Annotated in this window: 24 protein-coding genes; all 24 read right to left on the bottom strand. The window is 64.9% G+C overall.

Going from position 1 to position 20,098, the window contains the following annotated elements; translation table 11 throughout:
- Window positions 1-114 precede the first annotated feature (114 nt).
- The 24 genes from HMPREF2716_RS05110 to HMPREF2716_RS04990 all read right to left on the bottom strand — a co-directional run bounded on the left by HMPREF2716_RS05110 (window position 115) and on the right by HMPREF2716_RS04990 (window position 20,080).
- Window positions 115-360: a hypothetical protein gene (locus HMPREF2716_RS05110; RefSeq protein ID WP_023518335.1), complete on the bottom strand. Its 246-nt coding sequence runs from the start codon at window positions 358-360 to the stop codon at window positions 115-117.
- On the bottom strand, window positions 357-668 hold the full coding sequence (locus tag HMPREF2716_RS05105; protein WP_025324545.1) for a hypothetical protein: 312 nt from the start codon (window positions 666-668) through the stop codon (window positions 357-359). The genes HMPREF2716_RS05110 and HMPREF2716_RS05105 overlap by 4 nt, the downstream gene beginning before the upstream one ends.
- Window positions 668-1,768 carry a pyocin knob domain-containing protein gene (locus HMPREF2716_RS05100; RefSeq protein ID WP_016252938.1) on the bottom strand — a complete coding sequence of 367 codons (1,101 nt, stop codon included), beginning with the start codon at window positions 1,766-1,768 and terminating at the stop codon, window positions 668-670. Before HMPREF2716_RS05100 ends, HMPREF2716_RS05105 begins: the two co-directional genes overlap by 1 nt.
- Window positions 1,769-1,786: 18 nt before the next feature.
- A complete protein-coding gene (locus HMPREF2716_RS05095) occupies window positions 1,787-2,452 on the bottom strand; it encodes a hypothetical protein (RefSeq protein ID WP_016252937.1) in 666 nt (221 codons plus the stop codon).
- Window positions 2,449-2,733 carry a hypothetical protein gene (locus HMPREF2716_RS05090; protein WP_016252936.1) on the bottom strand — a complete coding sequence of 95 codons (285 nt, stop codon included), beginning with the start codon at window positions 2,731-2,733 and terminating at the stop codon, window positions 2,449-2,451. Before HMPREF2716_RS05090 ends, HMPREF2716_RS05095 begins: the two co-directional genes overlap by 4 nt.
- Complete coding sequence (locus tag HMPREF2716_RS05085; protein WP_023518334.1) at window positions 2,730-6,392, bottom strand: TipJ family phage tail tip protein; 3,663 nt, start codon at window positions 6,390-6,392, stop codon at window positions 2,730-2,732. Before HMPREF2716_RS05085 ends, HMPREF2716_RS05090 begins: the two co-directional genes overlap by 4 nt.
- A gap of 58 nt (window positions 6,393-6,450) precedes the next feature.
- The gene (locus tag HMPREF2716_RS05080; protein WP_016252934.1) at window positions 6,451-7,053 is read right to left on the bottom strand and encodes a tail assembly protein; all 603 of its coding nucleotides are present in this window, start codon (window positions 7,051-7,053) and stop codon (window positions 6,451-6,453) included.
- Window positions 7,054-7,107: 54 nt separating this feature from the next.
- Window positions 7,108-7,878 (bottom strand): C40 family peptidase, encoded by a 771-nt coding sequence (locus HMPREF2716_RS05075; protein ID WP_023518333.1) that lies wholly within the window; start codon window positions 7,876-7,878, stop codon window positions 7,108-7,110.
- Between the two features lie 2 nt (window positions 7,879-7,880).
- Window positions 7,881-8,576: a phage minor tail protein L gene (locus HMPREF2716_RS05070; RefSeq protein WP_003118922.1), complete on the bottom strand. Its 696-nt coding sequence runs from the start codon at window positions 8,574-8,576 to the stop codon at window positions 7,881-7,883.
- Between the two features lie 7 nt (window positions 8,577-8,583).
- A complete protein-coding gene (locus HMPREF2716_RS05065) occupies window positions 8,584-8,925 on the bottom strand; it encodes a phage tail protein (RefSeq protein ID WP_023518332.1) in 342 nt (113 codons plus the stop codon).
- The gene (locus HMPREF2716_RS05060) at window positions 8,918-10,753 is read right to left on the bottom strand and encodes a phage tail tape measure protein (RefSeq protein ID WP_023518331.1); all 1,836 of its coding nucleotides are present in this window, start codon (window positions 10,751-10,753) and stop codon (window positions 8,918-8,920) included. The genes HMPREF2716_RS05065 and HMPREF2716_RS05060 overlap by 8 nt, the downstream gene beginning before the upstream one ends.
- Before the next feature lie 46 nt (window positions 10,754-10,799).
- On the bottom strand, window positions 10,800-11,054 hold the full coding sequence (locus HMPREF2716_RS05055; RefSeq protein WP_003113188.1) for a hypothetical protein: 255 nt from the start codon (window positions 11,052-11,054) through the stop codon (window positions 10,800-10,802).
- A gap of 29 nt (window positions 11,055-11,083) precedes the next feature.
- The gene (locus tag HMPREF2716_RS05050) at window positions 11,084-11,431 is read right to left on the bottom strand and encodes a phage tail assembly chaperone family protein, TAC (protein ID WP_004352265.1); all 348 of its coding nucleotides are present in this window, start codon (window positions 11,429-11,431) and stop codon (window positions 11,084-11,086) included.
- 11 nt (window positions 11,432-11,442) lie between these two features.
- Window positions 11,443-11,937, bottom strand: coding sequence for a phage tail tube protein (locus HMPREF2716_RS05045; RefSeq protein ID WP_003113190.1), 495 nt, complete (start codon window positions 11,935-11,937; stop codon window positions 11,443-11,445).
- A 315-nt stretch (window positions 11,938-12,252) separates the two neighbouring features.
- Window positions 12,253-12,510: a hypothetical protein gene (locus HMPREF2716_RS05035; protein ID WP_003118919.1), complete on the bottom strand. Its 258-nt coding sequence runs from the start codon at window positions 12,508-12,510 to the stop codon at window positions 12,253-12,255.
- Entirely contained in the window at window positions 12,507-12,869 is a 363-nt protein-coding gene (locus HMPREF2716_RS05030) for a hypothetical protein (RefSeq protein ID WP_014602438.1), read from the bottom strand. Before HMPREF2716_RS05030 ends, HMPREF2716_RS05035 begins: the two co-directional genes overlap by 4 nt.
- A complete protein-coding gene (locus HMPREF2716_RS05025) occupies window positions 12,866-13,495 on the bottom strand; it encodes a glycoside hydrolase family 19 protein (protein ID WP_023518330.1) in 630 nt (209 codons plus the stop codon). The genes HMPREF2716_RS05030 and HMPREF2716_RS05025 overlap by 4 nt, the downstream gene beginning before the upstream one ends.
- Window positions 13,496-13,527: 32 nt before the next feature.
- Window positions 13,528-14,517 carry a phage late control D family protein gene (locus HMPREF2716_RS05020; protein WP_070621832.1) on the bottom strand — a complete coding sequence of 330 codons (990 nt, stop codon included), beginning with the start codon at window positions 14,515-14,517 and terminating at the stop codon, window positions 13,528-13,530.
- Between the two features lie 57 nt (window positions 14,518-14,574).
- Window positions 14,575-14,781 carry a tail protein X gene (locus HMPREF2716_RS05015; RefSeq protein ID WP_003101635.1) on the bottom strand — a complete coding sequence of 69 codons (207 nt, stop codon included), beginning with the start codon at window positions 14,779-14,781 and terminating at the stop codon, window positions 14,575-14,577.
- On the bottom strand, window positions 14,756-15,628 hold the full coding sequence (locus HMPREF2716_RS05010) for a phage tail protein (RefSeq protein ID WP_003085182.1): 873 nt from the start codon (window positions 15,626-15,628) through the stop codon (window positions 14,756-14,758). The genes HMPREF2716_RS05015 and HMPREF2716_RS05010 overlap by 26 nt, the downstream gene beginning before the upstream one ends.
- A 9-nt stretch (window positions 15,629-15,637) precedes the next feature.
- The gene (locus tag HMPREF2716_RS05005; RefSeq protein WP_034043859.1) at window positions 15,638-17,875 is read right to left on the bottom strand and encodes a phage tail length tape measure protein; all 2,238 of its coding nucleotides are present in this window, start codon (window positions 17,873-17,875) and stop codon (window positions 15,638-15,640) included.
- 169 nt (window positions 17,876-18,044) lie between these two features.
- The gene (locus HMPREF2716_RS05000) at window positions 18,045-18,389 is read right to left on the bottom strand and encodes a phage tail assembly protein (protein WP_003085178.1); all 345 of its coding nucleotides are present in this window, start codon (window positions 18,387-18,389) and stop codon (window positions 18,045-18,047) included.
- Window positions 18,390-18,403: 14 nt separating this feature from the next.
- Window positions 18,404-18,907, bottom strand: coding sequence for a phage major tail tube protein (locus HMPREF2716_RS04995; protein WP_003085175.1), 504 nt, complete (start codon window positions 18,905-18,907; stop codon window positions 18,404-18,406).
- A gap of 12 nt (window positions 18,908-18,919) precedes the next feature.
- Window positions 18,920-20,080: a phage tail sheath subtilisin-like domain-containing protein gene (locus HMPREF2716_RS04990; RefSeq protein ID WP_003109051.1), complete on the bottom strand. Its 1,161-nt coding sequence runs from the start codon at window positions 20,078-20,080 to the stop codon at window positions 18,920-18,922.
- Window positions 20,081-20,098: the final 18 nt, after the last annotated feature.

Here is a 20,098-nt window from a genome sequence, read left to right as displayed (position 1 = left end):
GCCCAGTGGGGAGGATGGGTACAACAGCGGGATGTCGGGAAGAGCGCCGGCCGGAGCGGCCGGCGCAGGGGATGCTACTGTCAAGACAGGCTTCGGGGTGGCGCTGAAGCCTGCTTACATGACGGGCGGGTTCGAGGAAGTGGGGTATCGCCCCTTGATCTCTTCTACCTTGGCGATCCAGTCAGAGTAGTCCGGCTCGGTGCCGGCCTTGATCGCATCGAATTCAGCCTCGGTCTTGAGCGGGTCACTCTCCAGGCGGTAGGCATTTGCCCGCGCCGCGGCTGCGGCATCGTACTCAGCCTGCAAGCGTTCGGCGGCCTGCTGCTCGGGGGTTCTCAGTTGGCTCCAGTCAATGTTCATTTCGGTAGCTCCACAGGTCCGTCAACTTCCATCAAAATTGGTTCAATCTCGGCGCGATAAGCAGTCAGAATGTCTGCTGTCACTTGGTGGATGTAGCGTACGAGAAGAAAGTCGCTTCGAACCTCCACCTCTTGCAGGGGGGTTATGTTGATGTATGCCTCCGGAGGCAAGTACCCACCCACTGCAAGTGGAGAAAAATCGAACTCTACGCCGTCGATAGTCAACCGCAATCCGTTTACAGAAACCGAGCTTACCCGTTCTTGGCCAGGCAATCCGACTTGCAGGTCGGGTTTTAGCAAGAACTTCATTAGCGCCATCTCCCTACCGCGTTGACAGAACAGTCGATGAAGTTCCCAGAAGCCCAGCCACTCGATACGTAAGTAGGGCGCATGACTCGTACGTTGCACGCGCTAACAGTAGTAGCAGCGACCAATACCGGACCGAGTTGCTGGAACTGCAATGGATTGATATCCGACTGCTGACCTTGAATTAAAGTAGCGGTGACATTCGGGGGTTCGAAAAAGCTCATGGGGAACGTGTACTGGCGGGTCAAGATGTCTACCGCGCTGAATTCCAGACGGAGCTTCGCGTAGATAATCTGAGTGCCGTCGGCGAAACGCAGACTGGTGCCCACGTTGATAGCCGTGGTCCCGTTCTGCTGCATGACCGCACCGTTCGGAACATTCGACCCGTCAACAGATACCGTACCTACAAGCTGCTTATCCGAGAGTAGCCGCACCCATGCGCTCCAGTTGCCGGAGAGCTTCCGGCGGAAGTACATGAGGTCAGAGGTTCGCGGAATGAGCATCTGCACGGCGGTGCTCACATCGTACGGATGGTGGTAGAGCATGGATCCGATAGGGTTGATACCGTCGACCCCCGGCGGCAAGTTCGCCCAAGGCGACGCTCCGATACCGTAGAACCCACATTCGTTCGGGACATTATTGGCGTCGCTGACAGCCCGCAGATTGGACATCGACTTCGGCATGCCACCAATAAAGCTCAGGGCATTCTCAGCAGTCGCTGCGGCGTTGAGTCCCCGCCCCACCGCCGTCATTCCCATGTCCGCCTGCGCTTGCGTGCCGGTATTGGACAGGGCCCACGGCTTTATGCCCGCAAGGGTCGCCCCCCAGTCCATCGCGATCTGGTTGAAACGATCTGATAGGTCCTTGTCGTAGCCCAGGATCGGCGCCACTGCATAGGGCTGGCCGCTGGCCGTGCTGCCCTGGTAGTTGGGTTTGATCGAGATGACCGTCGAACTGGCGACGTTTGTGACCTCGTACCAACGCCCATCGGGTCCGCGAAATGCATCGCCGACCCGGGCGTTGGCGGAAAATGCGGTCCCAGTGCCGGTGACTGTCGGCGAATTCAGCGTGACAGCAACCGTGCCTGTGGAATACCAAGCCATATAGTCCTCCAGATATATTTACGCCACTACAATAAGCGGCCAATTGAACTGATGGTTAGTTTCAAACTCTACAACTGATGAAACAAATATCAAGCTCATTGAGTTCTCAAGAAAACCTATGCGCGGCGCTTCTAACGTTATGAATGCTTTGACATTGAAATGGCTGACTTGGAAGTAGGCCTCAACTCCATATGTGAACGGCAGATACCACGTTTGTAGTGCCATCCCGCCTGGCCAGCTCGGGTTGTACGAATACTTATTCCAAACCTGTGCGCCACCGACATAGCGAACGATGTCCCGGTTACTGTCGAACATCACACGCGACTGGGAGTCGAAAACCTGCATTCCCCACCCACCGGTTTTCGGCAACATGACCGCGCCAGCTTTCCACTTTCCGCCGTAGATTGGAGGGTCCACGTCCCGATAGATCGTCTGCCAGAATGCAAATCCAGTCCAGTTCCCCGGGGCGCCGATATGCCTGAACAAATAGATTTGATGCGGACCATTTGGGCGCACGAAGACATACGGCTCATACGGGGACTGTATTGGAAAGGCATATTGAATAACAGTTTCTCTGCCGGTCGTATGTCCATAAGTTCCCGACGCAGCGAAATGAATGCACGGATTACTATCGTCGATTATTGTTTGCCCAGCATCCCCGCGAATTAATACTCCGTAGCTCATGAGAACATCACCGCATGCAGTACATAAGTTGTTCCGGATGAACCGTTCCAGTGGAACGTCACCACGCTTCCGGAAATTGTGTATCGGGGCACTTCACCGAATTCGTTTCCGCTCGCGATGATGAACACAACACCGCGCGCAGGATCAAAACCCGGCACCGTCACCGTCATCCCGTTGGTGATGGCGCCGAGCGACTGCCGGTAGACCGTGCGCGCCGATTGGCCGGTGAGCTCCATCAGGATGGAGCCGGCCGCATTTCTCAGGCGGATTCCGTAGCTCATACGTCTAGATTCCCGATCTGTACCCGCAGCACAAGATTCGCGTCGTAGACCTTGGTGGCCTCCGCTGTCTGCCTCATGAAGCCGCCAGACGTGGCGCTGTTCATTGTGAACGCGCCGCCCTTATCCAACTTCCACAGCGGCTCGCCGTTGGCACCGAGGGCGGTCGACTGGATCACGTTGCCGATCTTCGCATTGGTGATTGACCCATCCTGGATCATCGCGTTGTTGATAAACATCTGGCCGCCGACAATCGAAACCGGCGCCACTGTCTGCCCGCTGGAACTGTTGAACCAGAGGAACCGATCAGCCTGGAACGCCATGGTCGTCACGCTCGTACCGCTGTCGAAGCCCAGTTGCCAGCCAGCGGCGTACTTCTGCCCGTTGGCATGCGCCTGGAGCTTCACGCTGTAGAGCGCCTTGACGTTGCCATCCAGCGAGGTAACCGCTTGAGATGTGGTCTGGATGTTCGCCTCGTTGGTATCGGTGCGTGCGCTGACGGTATCCACCCGCTGTCCCAGGGCGCTGTCCGCGTTGGCGCGGACGGTCTGTTCGGTGCTGATGGCCGAGGCATTGCTCGCAACCTGTCCGGATAGCTGATCCAGGCGTTGGACGGTTACGGCATTGTTCGACGCAACGACCGACTCGACGGTGGCGATCCTGCCCTCCGCCGTCCCGGTCCACGCCTCAAGCAAGCTCGTCCGCTTCGCCTGCACTTCGTCCTCGTTCGCCCGCACGGTGACTTCGGTGGCAGCTCGAGCAATGGTGTCCCAGCCCTTCAGCGCATCCGCCTTCTCTCCGGTCGCCGGTTCCCCGCGGGCGGCAGCTTGCAGCACATCCAGATTCGATGCCGCTGCTTCGATCCTGCCGTCGAGTTCGCTGATTTCAGCGGTATGGCTCGCCACCTGCTGCGCCAGCCCGTTGGCGGTCTCCAGCGACTGGCCGATATCGGACCAGTAGGCCGCGTTCGGCGGCGCCGTCTTCGCCGGCACAGCCTTCAGTGCCTGGTACAACCGCTGCCCCTGTCGCACCATGTCGTTCTTCGCGTAGACCTTGGCCGGGTCGTACAGCAGAACGTCGGCGAGGTCGCCGACCTGCTTCTGCAAGCCCCCGATATCCACCTGCATCCGCTCGATATCGGAGAAGAACTGCTGGCCCAGCGCCGACTCGACGTACTCCTGGGTGATCAACTGGTTGTATTCGCTGGCGTCGCTGGAGCTGGTGCCGGTGACCCAGTTCGACCAGGCGCCGACGTTGCCGCTACGGTCGATCAAGCGACCGCGGAACGCCAGCCGTTCGCCGGCCGGTATCGGCGATACCAGGTGGGTATTGCCTGGGTAGGCGAACAGGCCCAGCGCCCGTGCGGTCTCCTCGCTGCCGCCGGGCGTGGCGGACTGCTGGATCTCGGTGTAAGCGGTGTCCGCCGCGCCGCTGGCCGGAAACCCCCACTCCAGGCCGATGCGCCAGGGGCCGGCCACGCAGCGTAGGTAGGCCAGCGCCGGCGGCGGTGTGGTCTTGCCCTCGAGAGCGGTTTCCACACTGCTGGCGTAGACCGAACCGACCTCCATCACGTTCAAGGCGCGTACCCGCACCAGGTAGCGACCGGCATAGATGCCCGGCACGTCGAAACCGAGCGCCGAGGTTCGCGGCACCCGCACCCAGTTGCCCGAGTCCTTGCGCCATTCGGCCTCGTAGGCCACCGCGTTCGGCGCGGCATCCCAGGAGGCCGACAGGCTGGTCACCGCCAACCCCTGGTCGACCTTGGTGAAAGCCTTGATCCGCACGTTCTGCGGCGGCGCCTGCACGCCCGGCGGAATGCTGGTGACCGGCGGCAGCTCGATGCGCGCACCGTTGTCGATGGCGTCGAACTTGCTCGCGTTGTGTTGCAGCGCGGTGATCTCGAAAAGATTGTCCTCCGGCCGGGTGATGCTCATGATGCGGAAGCGCTGGGTGGTCAGGCTGTTGCTCTGCAGCGCCCACTGCCCCTGGGGCCGAGGCGTCTCCGAATAGGCGGCGGTCACGCTCAGCACGCGGCCTACCACCGACTGGACGCTGCGCGCCTCGGCCTTGCCGTTCGGCAGGTTGACCAGCAGGCGATCGCCGGGTCGGGCCTCGACGTCGCGGTCGAGGGTCAGCGCGCGGCCATCCACCGCGCTCAGGCGTCCGCCGATCTGCTTGCCGGACTTGACCGGGTCGGCTACGGCGATGATCTTCCCCGGCGCCAGCCCACGGCCATCCATGCCGGTGCGGAAGGTCACCGCGTCCTGCTCCAGCTCCTCGGTCAGCAGCGCCCACTGGCCACGCCGCTGCGCCTCGCCCTCGGAGGTGCAGCCGATCGCGGTGATCTCCAACTGGCTGATGCCGTAGCGGCGCTGCGCGCGGTCATTGTTCACCGCTACCGGTTGGCTCTGGTAACCGTTGCCCGGATTGTCGTAGTTGACCAGGGCCAGGGTGTGGCGATCGCGCTGGCGGCTGCTGCTGTAGTTGAAGTGGCTGCCGTCGTCGCCACGCACGGTGTTCGACGGCGAGAAGGTATAGGCCTCGTCCTCCGGCATATCGGACACCGCCACCATTTCCGCGCCGGACCAGTAGGACATGCCGCGGAAGATCGCTGCCAGATCGCGCAGCACTGTCCAGGCTTCGGCGCGACTCTGCAGGTACAGATTGCAGCTGAAGCGCGGCTCCTGGCCGCCCTTGCCGTCGGGCACCGACTGGTCGCAGTACTGGGCGATGCGGTACAGCGACCACTTGTCGACCATGCTCGCGTCGATCCGCCGACCGAGGCCGAAGCGCTTGTGCAACACGATGTCGTACCAGTGCCAGGCCGGGTTGCTGGTCCAGGCCGACTTGAACGAGCCGTCCCAGGTGCCGCTGTAGCTACGGGTCTGCGGATCGTAGTTGCTCGGCACCCGCACCCGCCGGCCGCGCGCTTCCACCGATATCTGCGGAATGCTCTGGAACTGGCTGGCATCGAACTCGACGAACAGCAGCGCGGTGTTCGGATAGCGCAGCTTGGCGTCGATCACCTCGGTGATCGCCTCGACCCGCATGGTGTCGGCGACGCGGTTGTTGTTCTGGTTCGGCGTCAGGCGGCGCACGCGCACCTGCCAGCCGCTCCGCGCCTCCGGCAGGTCGACACGGTGGGAGCGCTCGTAGCGGCTGGTGGACTTGTCGTCCAGCGAAGCCTTCAGCGCTTCCTGCCAGGCACCGCCGTCGACGGCGATGTCGATCGCGTAGTCGATGCGGTAGCCGACCACGTCACCGTTTTCCTGCTGGCGCTGGATGGCCGGCCAGGACAGGCGCAGGCGCACCGCCGAGAGCTGGGTGTTGCTCACCGCGCGGACCCAGGGCGCGTCACTCTTGAGCTCGACGCCGACCGCCAGTTCGTTTTCCACGGCGGGCACACCGGCAATGTGCTCCTGGTCCACCGAGCCCGGACGGAACTCCCAGGTCACTCCGGGGAAGTTCACCGAGCCGTCCGCCGCCAGCAGCGGCGTATCGTCCAGGTAGATCGAACGGCCGTCGACGCCACCGTCGAACTCGCCTTCGCCCAGTGCCAGGAGAATCTTCGCCCGCGCGATCGAGCGCACCGAGTCCGGCATCTCCACCGGCTGGCGCGGCTTCTTGCTGCCACCCTTGTGGCCCGTGATGGTCTTGTTCATGACGTTCCTTCAGGCAAAAAAACGCCCGCGCATGGCGGGCCTGTTACGGCGTTGCCGGCTACAGCCGGTCCTCGGCATAGATGCCGGCGCTGATCACCGCGCCGCCGATGCGGCGCTTGCCGTAGAGCACGCCGACCGGATGGCCCTGGGCGATGGTGTTGACCGGGCCGCCGAAGGCATAGCTGGGGGCGTTCTCGGGGGCCTCGCGGCCCTTCAGGCCCTTGGGTTGGGGACTGAGCATCTGCATGACGCCGCCGAGCATCATGCTGGCGCCGGCAGAGATCAGAAACGTGCTTGTCCCGAGCGTAAGACTCGTTGCGAAGACACCTACGGCAATGAGTGCAGCTCCTAGTACCGTCTGAAACAATCCGGACTGCTTGCTCCCGATCACCAACGGCACGATGCGGATATCCTCGCGTCCGCGCATGTCCAGTTGCTCGCCGGACAGGTTGGTACGCCCACGGAACACGGCGAAGGTCAGCCCTTTCGATTCCGCCTCGCGCATGAACGTCTCGAATCCCTCCATGGTGTGCTTCAGGGCACTCATCGCCTCGCGTACCGTGCCGCTTTCCAACAACCGGCCGTGCATGCGGCCGAAGCGCTTGCCCAGAACCCCGTACAGACGGATGGTGGTGAGGCCCTGACTCAGGGTGTCACTCATGGACCTGTTCCTCTCGTGAAGAGCCGATTCCGACGGCTCGCTTGAATATGTCGTTCACTGCGGCATCCGCGTGTGCCGCAAGACCAGGCGCGTGCGTTCGATCCAGGGTCCGCCGAACACGTCGCGGGTCGACAGCCGTCCGTACAGGTGGTGCAGCAGGAACGGTCCGTCGCCGCCGAGCGCCTGGGCCGGCTCGCTGTCCAGACGCCAGTCATTGCCCAGGTAGATGCCCGCGTGGTTCGGGTGCAGCGCCCTCCCGACCTGCATCACCAGCATGTCGCCGCGGCGGATTCCGGCCAGCGGCACCGGCCGGAATCCAGCCGCCGCATAGTGCTGCTCGTAGAGGCTCTCGCCGGTTTCCCACCAACCGTCGCGGCGCGGATAGTCCGGAAGCTCCAGACCTGCCTCGCGGCGGTACCAGTCGCGACAGAGGCTCCAGCAGTCGAGCACGCCGTGGGCGAACTCGCGGCCGAGCAGCGGCGCCCGATAGCCCTCCGGCGCTAGATGCGCGACATCGCCTTCCGGCCAGGACAGGATCACCCAAGGCAGACCATGCAGTTCGCAACTGACCCGATCGGCCATGCTCGGCGTGGCCGGAACGTCCGGGTGGCTGTGGACGATGGCCAGGACCTCGCCCTGGTCCTCGGCGGCGCACCAGTCCTGGTGATCGATCACGAAGTGCTCGCTGGGCGATCCGGCTGCGTTGCGACAGGCCACGTAGCGGCGTTGACGCGCACCGCGAACGATCAGCCCGCAGCATTCGCGCGGATGCTCGCGGGCGGCGTGTGCGGCGATGGCCCGCTGCAAGCTGCGGCTCAGTTCCATGCTCACATCCTGACCAGGCCGGCGCCGGCGAAGCCGCCGTGGGACAGCGGGTTGTCCGCGCCGAAGCGCAGCTTGCAATCGCTGACCCGGCCGCCGCAGCGGTCCAGCGCCGGATCGTCCACCGGATTGCCGTCGGCATCGAACATCGCCGTGCCGGTGTAGTTGCAGTCCTGCCCGCGGTACTCGTTGGTGATGCACCAGTGGCACAGCGAGGTGATCTGGCGCGCCGGGATCTGCTGGCCCTGGAAGTCCGGCGGAGCGGACAGCTCCCAGGTCACCTGGACGCTGTTCTCGGCGGTCTTCTGCTCGAGGAACCAGATGTTCAGGCGCTCCTGGGAGGGGTCGGCCTGCGGGTTGCCTTCGGCGAAGTTGGCCGCATCCAGGTAGTGCGCATAGGTCTCGCGCACGGTCAGGCGCGCGCCTACCAGGCCATCGAAGAACAGGCAGAGCGCGCTGATGCTGCCGTCGATGTTGCCCACGCTAAGGGTCGGCGAACTGGCCCGGCCGTCGCCGCGCTGCTCGAAGCCGCGCGCCTCCAGCGGCCAAGCTTGGTAGGCGTTGCCCTGCCAGTGGATCGGCCCCTGCTGCAGGTGGCCGTGGAAGCGCAGCATCTCGCCGCCGAACCCGGTGCAATCCAGGTCGAACAGGCGCACCAGCGCCCCAGGCTCGAGGGCCTGGTCATCGGCTGTGATGGTCATGCTTACCTCACGGATTGAAGACTTGCTGGAAGGTAGTGTTCAGGGTGAACACGCCGTTGCCGCGCGGCCGCAATTGCCAGCCCTGGGCGCGCACCCGTACCGGTTCGCCAGTGGGCAAGGTCCAGAGGAACGAGCGGTAGCCGCCGTGGCGCTTGAGGAAATCGCGGATCGGGCCGATCAGCGCGAGATCGCCGGTACGCGAAACCTGCCAGGTCTCGCTGAGGTTGTTCAGCCCGTCACCGAGCGCCTGGCTGTAGCCGCCGCCGTACTGCGCCTGGCGTACCAGTTGGTTCGCCTGGCCGGCGGAATCGATCGAGATGTCCCAGGTAAAGCGTTCCAGATCAGCCATTCACCATCCTCCATACCAGGCCGCCGGGGCGCAGCTCCTGCGCCACCACGTTGCGCGCGGCATCGTTGATCATTCCCGCCAGCTGCTGTCCCGTACCGTCGTCGCCGCTGGCCGTCGCCGCGCCCTCGCGGCCGCCCAGGCTGACGCTGGTGGAGAAATTGAAGACGTTGCCCCCCTCGCCGCCGCCGAGCGCGCGCACGCCGAGCACGCCATCGGAACCGCGACTCAGCGGCATGATGGCTTCCGGCCCACGCTCGCCGATCAGCGCCGGACGACCGCCGGCCATGCTGAACAGCGCCGGCGCGCTCTGGATGCCATCGTTGAAGGCACCGCCCCTGGCGAACCCAGGCATGCCTCCGGCGCGTTGCTTGCTGACCCAATTGGCCATGTCCGAGCCGGTGTAGTCGGAAATCCGCGAGCCCGCCGTTGCGCCGCTACCGAAGAACCCGCTGACCGCACCGACGATGCCGCCGATGATCTGCAGCGTCGCCTGCCGCGCGGCGATCCGCGCCATATCCTGGATCACCGAGTCGGCGAAATCCTTGAACGACAGCTTGCCCGTGGTGGCAAAGGTGAACAGGGCGTTCTCCATATTGGTGAAGGCGTTGGTAAACAGCATGTCCATCATTCCCGAGACGTCCTGCGCCTGGTCGCGCAGGCTCGCCCAGGAGGCGTCCATCTGTTCGACCCAACTGCCCACCGGCTTGCCAGCGCTCGCCGAAGCCCCTCCAGCCGATACCTTGGAACCGTCCCCGGTCTGCCCGGAAGCAGTGGCCACCATCGCGCCGACATCCATCGCCGCTGCCGGCATTGGCGCGGCACCCTGGGCCGCGGGAGCGCCCGCTGCCGCTTGTCCCGCAGCTGCGCGGGCCTTTTCCAGTAGCGAGGTATAGGGCTTCTGGCTGGCCAGTTGCGCCTCGGTGATGCCGGCCTTGCCATTCATCCAGCCGAACAATCCGTCCAGGGCGAGCATTGAAAGCTGCCGCGCGGCGATCCGGGCGACATCGTCAATCACCGTCTTGGCGAAGTTGCTCAAGGACAGCTTTCCGGTAGTGGCGAAATTGAACAGCGACTTCTCGAGCTTCTCCGACGCATTCCTGAACAGCTCGTCGGTCATCCCGGAGATATCCTGCAGCGGCGCGCGGTAGGCGCCCCAGACACTGTTCATCTGCAACAGCCACTGCTTGAAGACCTGCGACTGGAGAGACGGCTGTTCCTTCTCGTCGTCGCCGGCCTTCGCCTGTCCCTTGCCCGCCTTGTCGTCGACCTTGGGCTTCTCGGTACCGACGCTGGCGACCCAGCCAAACAGCCCGTCCAGCAGCATCAGCGTCATCTGCCGCGAGGCGAGGCGCGCGGCATCGGCGTAGGCGGCCTTGCCCACGTTGGCAAGCGACAGCTTGCCGGTCTCGCTGAGATTGAGCAGCGCCTTGTCGAGCTTGTCGGAAGAGTTCTTCAGTAGTGCTTCGTTGAGTTTGGACAGATCCTGGAGTGGTTCGCGATAGCTCTTCCAGGCTTCGCCCAGCTCCTTCTGCCGGGTCTTCCACTCGGCCAGTACCTTGTCCTGGGCGCTCTGCACAGGCTTCTTGGCCTGACCCGCCTGGCGACTGGTCCTGCCCAGCATGTCCAGCGCCTGGTCCAGCACGCTGCTGGCAATCAGCGCCGAACTGTCCAGGCTTTTGCCGATAGCCTTGCCAGCCTTTTCCGCGCGCGCCTCCATGGCGCGCATTTTCTGATCGTTGATCCTGCCAACCTTGTCCATCCCGGCCCTGTACCCTTCGCTGCGAAGGACCAGGTCGAGCGTCAGGCTGCCGTCGGTATTCGTGGCCATGATTCATGTCTTCCAGAAAAAGACCCCGCCGCAGCGGGGTGGCCTGTCATGCCCATTGATCCATCGCCTGGTGCAGCGAAAGGGGCTGGAGAGCCATATGCGGACGGAACGCGTCGGGATCGGCGTCCGCTCCCAGAGCATGCCCGAGCAACGCAGCGATCCGAGCCAGCGCAAGCTCCAGCCGGTGTCCTGGATGGAGCGAGCCGCGCTTGTTCAGGTAGGCGACCCAGGCGCGGTACTCGGCGTAGCTGAGCCGCTCCTTGGCCTCGGCAATGGTCGACCCGCCGACGCCGTTCAGCACCAGCTCGTGCCAAACCTCGTCGGCGGGGGTCAGTTTTTTTCCGCGTCCTCGACCCGGTTGACCTCACCGACCGCCTGCAGCAGCAGGAAGCCCAGCGCCGGGTCGAGGTCGTAGGCCTGTTCGTAGGTCAGGCTTTCCTCTCCCGTCTCGCCCAGGCGAATGCATTCGGCGAGGTAGCGCGCGTTGCGGCTCTGCTGGTCGCCTTCGGCGGAGAACAGGCGCTCCACCGCGCCAAAACTGTTGCGTCGGACGAACACCTGGAAGGTGTCGCTGACCGCCTTCTTCCTGCCGGCGGGAACGCGGGTCCAGCTAATCTCCTTGCGCACCAGCGCCGACTCGATGAAACCGCCCGCCGCACGAAGTTCGTTGAGATTCATCTACGCGCTCCTCAAGCCGACTTCGGCGTCCACTTGCCGGCGCCGGAACGCTGGATGGTGGCCTGGGTAGCGACCAGCGTGTTGCTGGCGAAATCGAAGGGGAAGTCGCTGACGTAGCCTTCGAAGGTGAACCAGGTGCGCGCCGGCGGCAGCACGAAATCGTCGCCTTCGGTGCTGACGGTCGGCTTTACGTCGATTCCGTCGGACCAGCCGATGGCCCACTTGACGCTCGTCTCGCCATCTTTCTCGGACAGCTGGAACAACCGAACGTGACTGGCCAGGCGTGGATCGGCGTTGATGCCGAGGGTCGCCTGGCCAGGGGTGCGCAGGCCTTTCTTGTACTTGCGCGAAGTGTCGCTCAGGCACGGGTCTTCGATCTGGTCGGCCGGATTGCCGCCCGGGTTGAACGAGGTCACGCCTTCGATCTCCAGGACGGTAGCGGCACCGGTACCGGATACCGGCGGAACCAGGGCGTAGATCTGGGTACCTTGAGTCAGGATGGACATGGAAAACTCTCCTTTATGCATATGAAAAGACCCGCACCAGGCGGGTCGTCTGGCCCCGCCTCCAGGACGGTCAGCCGTGGCGCGGTACGCGGTCGGCGAGGAGCCTCCACGTCCCGAGCCGTTGTCGGATGCAAACGAAAAAGCCCGGCACACGGGCCGGGCTCTGAGGTTGCAGGTGACATCCCTGGGGGGACACACCTGTACAAGCATGACTACGTTGTACCGGCCGATTCCCGGCTCGACAACGCTGCGGAATCAATACACGGCAATATGCGCCGGACACACGTCCATCGACGTCCATATGCGCCCAGTGTCTCAGCGGCAGGCACGCAACGCCGCCTGCAATTCGAGTTCGTAGCCCTGCCGCTGGCGGCGCTCGGCGAGCAATGCGCGAACCTTGGCCTGCAGCGAATCGCCGGCCTTCAGCGTGGCGCCGGCCCAGCTCGGCGGGCGCACGTCAGGTACACGGCAGGGCACTGCCAGGGGAACCTCGACGCGCACGGGGCGAGGTGTCGTCGGCGAGGCTGCGCAGCCCGCGAAAAGCAGACAAAGCCCCAGCAGGAGACGAGTCATAGTCCCAGCTCCCGGTCGATCGCCGCACCTGCCGCCTGGCAGTCCGTGCCAAAGTCGGGTTCCTGGAGCAGACGCACGGCCGCGGCATACTGCTCCGCGGCTTGCGCCCTGGCCTCGCCGAGTGCCTGCTCGGCATCCTTCGCGCGCCTCTCGGCGCTCGCCCGCACCGCCGCCAGCGCTCGTTGCTGCTCATCGAGCAAAGCCTCGAGCTGGCCGCTGGCGACGCGGCTGGCAGTGAGTTGGCCCAGGGCCTCCTCCAGTTGCGGACGATAATGGCGGGCAACCAGGCCGCCGCCGAGCAAGGCGCCGGCCAGCAGGACCAGTAACACGGCCGGCAGGAGCAGAGCGAGCCGGCTCATGACAGCACCGCCCTGGCCCGCTGCCACAACGCCAGGCGCTCCGCCTGGCCATTCAGGCCGCCGTTGATGCGGCGGGTGATGGCAGCGAACTCGCCGCGGTCGGCCAGCTCGTTGAGCCCGTGACCGGCCCACCACCAGGCGGCGCTGCGGGCCGCCGGCACGGGCTGCTCCAGGCGCCAGGGCTCGGCTTCCAGCGGCTCGCCGAGGGTCTCGCCGACCAACCGGTAGTTGGCACGCCCGGTGATTTGTAGCAAGCCACGCCCGCGAAAGCGCCAGCCATCGCCGGACGCTTCGTCGCCATTGCCGTTGCGCGTGGCGTAGGTGTTGTCGGCAATCGCCTGCGGATTGCGCGCCAGCCGCAAGGCCAACGCGTTGGGCTGCCCGTCGGGGCCGAGATAGCGGCTCGGCCAGGTCGCCGCCAAGCCTTGGGCGCTGTAATTGAGGTTCTCCACCAGCCGGGTCAACTGGCTGCTTTCGTGGCCGACCTGGGCGAGAAACGCGGTACGCCGCGCCGGTGTGTCGATCTCCCTCTCGTCCATGGCCCGTTGCAACGCCGCAACGAAAACGCCCGCGACGAGGCGGGCGTTGGGAAAAATGCGCAGCAATTGCTGCTCGGTCAGTTTCATCGATCCTCCTGCACTCCGATGGGTTTCAGGCGTCACCCCTTGCCGCCTCGGCCGCCGTTGCATTGCACGACAGTGGTCCATCCGCTGGAGCTGTAGGTGTGCTCCACCGAGTCGATCAGGAACTCGCCGTCGATTCCCGCCTTGAAGCCTTGGAGCAGCAGGCTGCGCTCGGCGAACAGGTCGCCACGCCCTGGCAGCTCCAGGCGCACACTGGCACTGGAGCGGCTGAAGCTCGCCAGGCGAGCCTTCGCCGCCTGCTCGGCCTCTCCATGGCTGGCATAGAGATGCCGGTCGACATGCTCGCCCGTAGCCGTAGCCGGTGCCTTCGGGTTCTTCAGCTCGACGCTCTTGACCTCGCCGCTGCCGGGCAATTGGTAGCGGGTCTTCACCGTTCTCATCAGGCTGCGGTCGTCGTAGGTAACGTCGAAGCTGCCGACGTCAGCACGTCCCAACACCAAAGGTTCGATCCGACGCCCCGTTGCGCTCTGCCCGCTCTGTCGCGGCAGCACCATGAGCATGCCCTCGGCCAGCTTGGCGGTGCAGTCGTATTGGCGCGCCAGACGGGTGACGAAGTGGTAGTCGGACTCGTTGACCTGGTCGACCCGGGCGATCGCCACCTGCAACGGACACTCCACGCGCCAGCCGTTGCGTGCGCCAACATCGCGGCAGACCTGAGCCAGGGTAGTGCCCTCCCAACCTCCGCTGCGTATCGTCTTGCCACTGCCGCGCATGTCGCCGGCCTTGGCAGTGACGGTCAGGCAGTCCGGCGGACCAGCCCACTGCAAGGTGTCCACGGTAAAGCGTCCCATGCGCATCAGTGGCTCGCCGGCATAGCCGAGATGAACCTCCAGCACCGCACCGCGCCTGGGTAAGGCCACCTGTCCATCGCGATCGTCGATCCTCAAGGTCAGGCTGTCGGACTCCATGCCCGGCTTGTCCAGCAGGGTCAGCTTGAGCAGGCGGTCATTCAGCCGCTGGGTGACGTCGGTGCCGTCGGCAACGATACGGAAACTCGGTTGCACCTGGTTTCTCCAGAAAAGAAAAACCCCGCCAAGGCGGGGTTGCGGGTGAGCGGTCGATCAATCCCACAGGCGCACCTGTTCGACATTGACCACCGGCATGTCAGGGAAACTGATCAGCAAGCCGGCGCGGAATGGCTGCTGCTCATCGGCCAGCCCGGGATTGGCGTCGAGGGTCGCCTCGACGCAGCCCAACAGATGGCCATAGACGTGGTAGCAGAGGCTGTCCAGCATGTCGCCGTCAGCGGTTCGGCAGGTCGTCGCCATAGCGCTTGAACTCCAGGTCGAAGGTTTGTTTGCGGGGAGCGCCGTTGCCCAGCAGGGCGCTCTGGTTCTCGCTGATCCGCACCAGACACCAGAGGCCCATCTGCACCTCGCCGTAGCCGCTGCTCAGGATCAGCGGCTCACGCCGCTCCGCCAACCGGCGCAGCGCTTCGAGCTGCTCCAGACCGACGACCTTTTCCTGGTTACCTACCTGTCGACGCAGCGGGAATACCGCCCCCTTGAGCAGGATGCTCTCCTCGCCCATGCCGACGCTCTGCAGCGCCGGCCGCCGACCCAGGCGCACCTGCCCGCTCCAGTTGTAGGCACTGTTGCGCTGCAGGGCGTCGAAGGCGGCAGTATTCAGGTTGAAGTAGAACGGTTGGGCATTGGCGGTCAGCGGCTGCAGTACCAGCAGGTGCGGCAAGGGCGCTGCGGCCTCGCTCGGGGGCGTCGCCGAGGGTGCCAGCAGCCACGACGGCAGCACCCCCGCCAGCGTCGGACTGATGTCGCCAGCGACCTTGCCGACCGCCTGCGCGGCACTGTTCACCTGCACCTTCAGCGCATCCAGGCGTTCGTCGATACCAAGCAACGCCCGGCTCGCCCGGTCATAGGTGGAGACCACGCGGTTCACCTTGCCCTGCGCCTGGCCGATGCCGCGCATGGCACGCTGCAGCCGGGCAGCCATTTCCGGCGATACGCCGGGCAGGTTCTCCAGCTCCGCGGCTGCGCCGCGGATCTCGCTGATCGCACCGTTCACCGGAGCGACCACCTTGTCCAGACTCTTGCGTCCGGACTCGCCGGCGCGACCCAGGTACCTCAGGCCGGCCTGCAATTGTTCCAGATATGCCATGGGGACTCCTTAGACCATCGCCGGGTCGTAGAGGCTGCGCCGCTGCCGCTCGTCGGCGAAGTCGACAAGCATGCGTTGCAGGTAGGGCAGCAACTCGTCGGCCAGGCGCTGCGGCTCGTGTACGTTGCCTTGCACCGTCAGGTTGATCTGCGGCGCGAAGGTCCAGTTGGGCGCAGCCGCGACGGGCTCGGCCTGTGGTGCGGGCACCGCCGGCTTGTTGTCCGAGGCCGCCGGCGGATCGCCAGCCAGACTGCGTCCCAGACGCCCCCCCAGTTCGCTACCGCCCCAGGCGCCGATAGCGCCGCCAACCAATCCACCGATCAGCGTACCGACCACCGGCACCACCGAGCCGATGCTTGCTCCCAGAGCGGCGCCAGCCAGGGAACCAGCCAGGGAGCCACCGGCCTCGCCATAGGCGATGGTCTTTTCGCTCTCCGACAGGTCGCTGGAGTAGACCTCAGCAACATCGATCAACGACGAGGCCACTTGCAGCGGCGCGTTGCGTATGGGCAAACGCGACAGGCGCGGCAGCTTTCCTGCCATCGCCCCCAAGCCTCCTCCAGCCGAGAAGCCAAGGGATGGAAGGGAGCGGGCCTTCACCCCACCGCCCTTGCCTCTCTTCCTGCGTGGTGTTTGACCGCGCTTTCGTTGTGCCGGCCTCCTCGCGGACTCCAGCGTAGAGTCGCCTCCCGGCACCGGCCAGTTGGTAACGAACACGCGTTGTATTTCACTACCACCCGATACCCGGCCTGCACCCCGTTCGATCAGGTCGCCGACGGCAGCGCTCCCTCGCCGACCGAGCCGACCGCCACGCAGCACGTCGATAGCGCCGCGCCCTCCCTTGTAGGCGAGATACCCGGATAACACCGCACCTGCGGCGGCGGTAAGACCGGCCGTCGTCCGCGGATAGGCTTCGAGCAGCTCCGCAGTCGACTCGCCGAGTACCGCGCTCCCCTTGGCCAGGTTGTCCAGATATGGATTCAGGGCGCTGCCCAAAGCGGTCTGCGCCCTCTCCCAACTGTCGCTGGAAGCCTTCCACAGCTCCTGGGACATCCCCTCGCGACGCCGCGCATCGCGCTCCGAAGAGCCAGCGGAAGACTGCTGGGATTCGAGCAAGCCCTGGAACTCGCCGCGCGACGCTCGATAGGCTTCAAGCGCCGGCGACGCCACGCCGGCGCTGAGCTTGCCGCCCTTATCCCGATAGCGCGCAGCCAGCTCCAGGTTGGCCTCCAGCAGACTCGCTCCGTCCTTGCGCAGCGCTTCCAGGTCCCGGTCGTAGTCCTGGCCATAAGCGCGTTTCAAGCTGCCGCTGCCGACGAACTCCAGCCAGGCCTTCATCCGCACGTCCGCTTTGTCTGGCGTGGTGTTCTTTGCCTGAATCTCCAGCAAGGCCCCCAGTGCACCGACATCGCCGGCCGTGGCCTCTCCCGCATTGCCCAGCGCTGACAACAAGGCAGGCAGGCGACGCGCCAGGGCCTCACTGCCAACTCTGCCTTTACCCAGGACGACCAGGCGGTCGAGGGAGGCGGACAATTGCTCTGGCGAGTCCGAACCCTGGGCCAGTTGCAACGCTCGAACCAGCCCCGCAGCCTCGGCTGAAGCAATCCCTTGGCCAAAGCCGAAGCGGCCCGCCAGTCCCAGATTCATTTGCGCGGCGGCGAACCCCATGCCGGTGGCGTTCAAGTGCTCCAGCATGTCCAGCGTCGCCGTGCGTCCCAGGCCGCTCTGGCTGGCACTGTCCTGGATCAGGGATGCCAAGGCTGGCTCCCGGCCGACGTCCAGGCCGTTGCGGATCGCCAGGTCGCGCAAGCGCGCTTGATAACCGGCAGCCGTCTTGCTGGCTTCCACGACCAGTCCGGAAAATGCGCTAGCCAATGGCATTGCCTGGCTGGCCTGCTCCAGCCGTTGCAGGCCGCGGACCTGCATATCCAGGCCACGCTGCATCTCGCCCAGTCGAGCGTAGGCATCGCCCGCGGCCCTGGCCTCGATGCCGAGTCGCTTCAGTTGCTCCTGGCGTTCGCCAAGCTGCCGGGCATGCTCAGCAACGCCGCGGTCCCCGACCTTGCGCATATCGGCGAGTTCTCGCTCCAGGCGTATGGCGTCTCCCAGCACATCTCTCAGGCTGGACGCCTGGCGGGAACGTTCCTGGAGACTGTCGAGCCGTGCCTTGACGGTCTCGAATGCCTTGCCCAAGGAGGGGTCGGCGATGCCGCCGATGGAGACCACCAGGTCCATGTCTTTACTCATGACGGTTCGTCTCGTCTGTTATCGATGTCCGCCTCCGCGGACCTACTGAAGTAGCGCGGGCGCCGCTCGCCTGGCGGACGGCGCCGTCGCTCACTCCTCGCCCTCGGCGAGCCACCAGAGCAGGTCGCCCAGGGTCATGCGCTCCAGTTCGCTGGCCTGGAAGCCCAGCTTAATGGCCAGGCGCCTCGCCAGTTGACGCATACGCGAAGGTGTCGTCCGTGTCGTCTTGCACCAGGCGAAAGTAGGCGCCTTGCAGCCGCTGGTAGTCGCTCAGCTTCAGCCCCTCCAGGTCCTGGCGGCTGACCTGCGCCAGCGAGGCGAACAGTTGCAGTTCGCGCTCCTCGGCATCGTCGCCGGCCACCTTGCCGGCCAGGCGGATATCACGCACGGTGGGTGCACGCAGGGTCAGCGTGTCAACGCTGACCCCGTTGCACTGTGCCGGACGCGAGAGACGAACGAGGGCGGCGTCAGCATCCAGCGTCAGCCAGCCCGGCAGTCGATTCTCTTGGGTCATGTCCGGAGCTCCTCTTACAGGCCGAGGTCGTTGCGCATGCCGGCCAACTGGTCGACACCGTTGATCGCGCGGACACCGTTGACCGGATCGATCTCGTAGACCTCGCGGCCATCGACTTCCAGCTTGTAGTAGCTGACCGCAACGGCGTACTTGAACTCGGCTTTCTCGCCGGCTTTCCAGTCGCCCGGGTCGACCTCCTTGAGCAGGCCGCGCAGGGTAGCCACCACTGGCACGCTGGCGCCCTTCTGGCCCTTGAAGGAGCCGCGGAACACGCCATTGAAAGCGCTCTGGTCGGCCAGGCCGAAGAAATTCAGTGCTTCTCGGCGGGCACCGTTGGTGGAGAACTTGGCCTCCATCGCCTCCAGGCCCATGTCGATGGATACCGGCGCATCCATGCCGCCGGCACGGTATTGCTCGGTCTTCACAGCCAGCTTGGGCAGGGTCAGGGATGGCACGTCACCGGCGAAGCTCACGCCGTCGATGAACAGGTTGGTATTGGTCAGGGTTTGCGGAATCATCACGGGCGCTCCTTAGGCGACATCCAGAACTTCGGTGAGCCACTGATCGGTCACCTCGACACGGAAATTGGGGTTCTCGGCAGGCGGCACATCGGTGAAGCGGATGTTCCAGTACACCTTGCCCTGGGCCAGCTGGCTGGCGCTGTTCAGGTCCGGGTCGGCATAGACCTCGAAGTTGATCACCGCGCCCTGGTTCTTCAGATCGCGCATGAAGGCGCGCAGGCCCTCGGTGACATCCTTCACGTAGGTCTTGGTGATGCCGCGGTCCACCGCCCACTTGTGCCCGGCGAGGATCGCATCCATCACCAGGTCCATGGTCCGAACGCGGGTGACGAAAGCCCACTTGCTGTCGCTGGACAAGGTGCGGTTGCCCCACAGGCGATAGCCATCGTCGCGAATGATCGTGGCGATATTGGCGTTGTTGAGCAGGTTGGCGCGACAGGTCTCATCGCCGTCGAGGAACTCCACCGGACGGCTGGTGCCGGTGATGCCCTTGATCTCCTTGTTCGACGGCGAGGACCAGAAGCCGTACTCGGCGTCGGTCCAGGCGAACAGGCCGGCGGCGTAGGCCGAAGCCGGGGCCTTGCGTGCGGCATTGGTGGCGCTGTCCCAAACCTGCACGCCCGGGTCGACCATGAACAGGCGCTTGCTGCCGAAGTTCTTGGCGTAGGCGACGGCCGCCTCGTCGGTGCTATTGGGACCATCGAGAATGGCGATGGCCCGCAGTTTCTCGGCCAGCCCGTCCATGGCGGTGGCCACCGCTTGCTGGGCCGAATGACCCGGCGCAACTAGTAGACGTGGCTGGGCATTGAAGCGGCTCTTGCCATCTAGCAGAGCCTGAAGTCCCGTGCGCTCGCCGGCGGCGCTGACACCACCTATGACGGCGCTGGCCTGGGCCTCGGGAGTCTCCGCGGCTTCCACGCCCACCGCCACGATCACGGCCTGGGCACGGTTATAGATGGCCTCGCAGGCCAGGTAGATAGACGAGCCGATGCCGAACGCCGCGGCGGCGTCCTTCTTGCTGGTGAGCAGCACCGGAACGTTGGGCTTGGCGCTTGCCTGCGCCCCCGGCGTGAACACATCGCAGAGGCCGATGACGGAGCTGGCCGGCAGCGCGATGGTGCGCGCACCGATATCGACGTTGGTTACCGTAACGCCGTGGAAGAAACTCATAGGTAGATCTCCATTAAT

Origin of the sequence: Pseudomonas sp. HMSC076A11 (genome assembly GCF_001810205.1) — a bacterium.
GTDB lineage: Bacteria > Pseudomonadota > Gammaproteobacteria > Pseudomonadales > Pseudomonadaceae > Pseudomonas > Pseudomonas aeruginosa.
Note: the sequence above shows the minus strand (reverse complement) of the source record. Positions and strands in the feature narration are given on the sequence as shown.

Coding starts and splice junctions, on each gene's coding strand:
- HMPREF2716_RS05110 (WP_023518335.1), bottom strand. CDS start 360: ATGAACATTGACTGGAGCCAACTGAGAACCCCCGAGCAGCAGGCCGCC.
- HMPREF2716_RS05105 (WP_025324545.1), bottom strand. CDS start 668: ATGAAGTTCTTGCTAAAACCCGACCTGCAAGTCGGATTGCCTGGCCAA.
- HMPREF2716_RS05100 (WP_016252938.1), bottom strand. CDS start 1,768: ATGGCTTGGTATTCCACAGGCACGGTTGCTGTCACGCTGAATTCGCCG.
- HMPREF2716_RS05095 (WP_016252937.1), bottom strand. CDS start 2,452: ATGAGCTACGGAGTATTAATTCGCGGGGATGCTGGGCAAACAATAATC.
- HMPREF2716_RS05090 (WP_016252936.1), bottom strand. CDS start 2,733: ATGAGCTACGGAATCCGCCTGAGAAATGCGGCCGGCTCCATCCTGATG.
- HMPREF2716_RS05085 (WP_023518334.1), bottom strand. CDS start 6,392: ATGAACAAGACCATCACGGGCCACAAGGGTGGCAGCAAGAAGCCGCGC.
- HMPREF2716_RS05080 (WP_016252934.1), bottom strand. CDS start 7,053: ATGAGTGACACCCTGAGTCAGGGCCTCACCACCATCCGTCTGTACGGG.
- HMPREF2716_RS05075 (WP_023518333.1), bottom strand. CDS start 7,878: ATGGAACTGAGCCGCAGCTTGCAGCGGGCCATCGCCGCACACGCCGCC.
- HMPREF2716_RS05070 (WP_003118922.1), bottom strand. CDS start 8,576: ATGACCATCACAGCCGATGACCAGGCCCTCGAGCCTGGGGCGCTGGTG.
- HMPREF2716_RS05065 (WP_023518332.1), bottom strand. CDS start 8,925: ATGGCTGATCTGGAACGCTTTACCTGGGACATCTCGATCGATTCCGCC.
- HMPREF2716_RS05060 (WP_023518331.1), bottom strand. CDS start 10,753: ATGGCCACGAATACCGACGGCAGCCTGACGCTCGACCTGGTCCTTCGC.
- HMPREF2716_RS05050 (WP_004352265.1), bottom strand. CDS start 11,431: ATGAATCTCAACGAACTTCGTGCGGCGGGCGGTTTCATCGAGTCGGCG.
- HMPREF2716_RS05045 (WP_003113190.1), bottom strand. CDS start 11,937: ATGTCCATCCTGACTCAAGGTACCCAGATCTACGCCCTGGTTCCGCCG.
- HMPREF2716_RS05035 (WP_003118919.1), bottom strand. CDS start 12,510: ATGACTCGTCTCCTGCTGGGGCTTTGTCTGCTTTTCGCGGGCTGCGCA.
- HMPREF2716_RS05030 (WP_014602438.1), bottom strand. CDS start 12,869: ATGAGCCGGCTCGCTCTGCTCCTGCCGGCCGTGTTACTGGTCCTGCTG.
- HMPREF2716_RS05025 (WP_023518330.1), bottom strand. CDS start 13,495: ATGAAACTGACCGAGCAGCAATTGCTGCGCATTTTTCCCAACGCCCGC.
- HMPREF2716_RS05015 (WP_003101635.1), bottom strand. CDS start 14,781: ATGGCGACGACCTGCCGAACCGCTGACGGCGACATGCTGGACAGCCTC.
- HMPREF2716_RS05010 (WP_003085182.1), bottom strand. CDS start 15,628: ATGGCATATCTGGAACAATTGCAGGCCGGCCTGAGGTACCTGGGTCGC.
- HMPREF2716_RS05005 (WP_034043859.1), bottom strand. CDS start 17,875: ATGAGTAAAGACATGGACCTGGTGGTCTCCATCGGCGGCATCGCCGAC.
- HMPREF2716_RS05000 (WP_003085178.1), bottom strand. CDS start 18,389: ATGACCCAAGAGAATCGACTGCCGGGCTGGCTGACGCTGGATGCTGAC.
- HMPREF2716_RS04995 (WP_003085175.1), bottom strand. CDS start 18,907: ATGATTCCGCAAACCCTGACCAATACCAACCTGTTCATCGACGGCGTG.
- HMPREF2716_RS04990 (WP_003109051.1), bottom strand. CDS start 20,080: ATGAGTTTCTTCCACGGCGTTACGGTAACCAACGTCGATATCGGTGCG.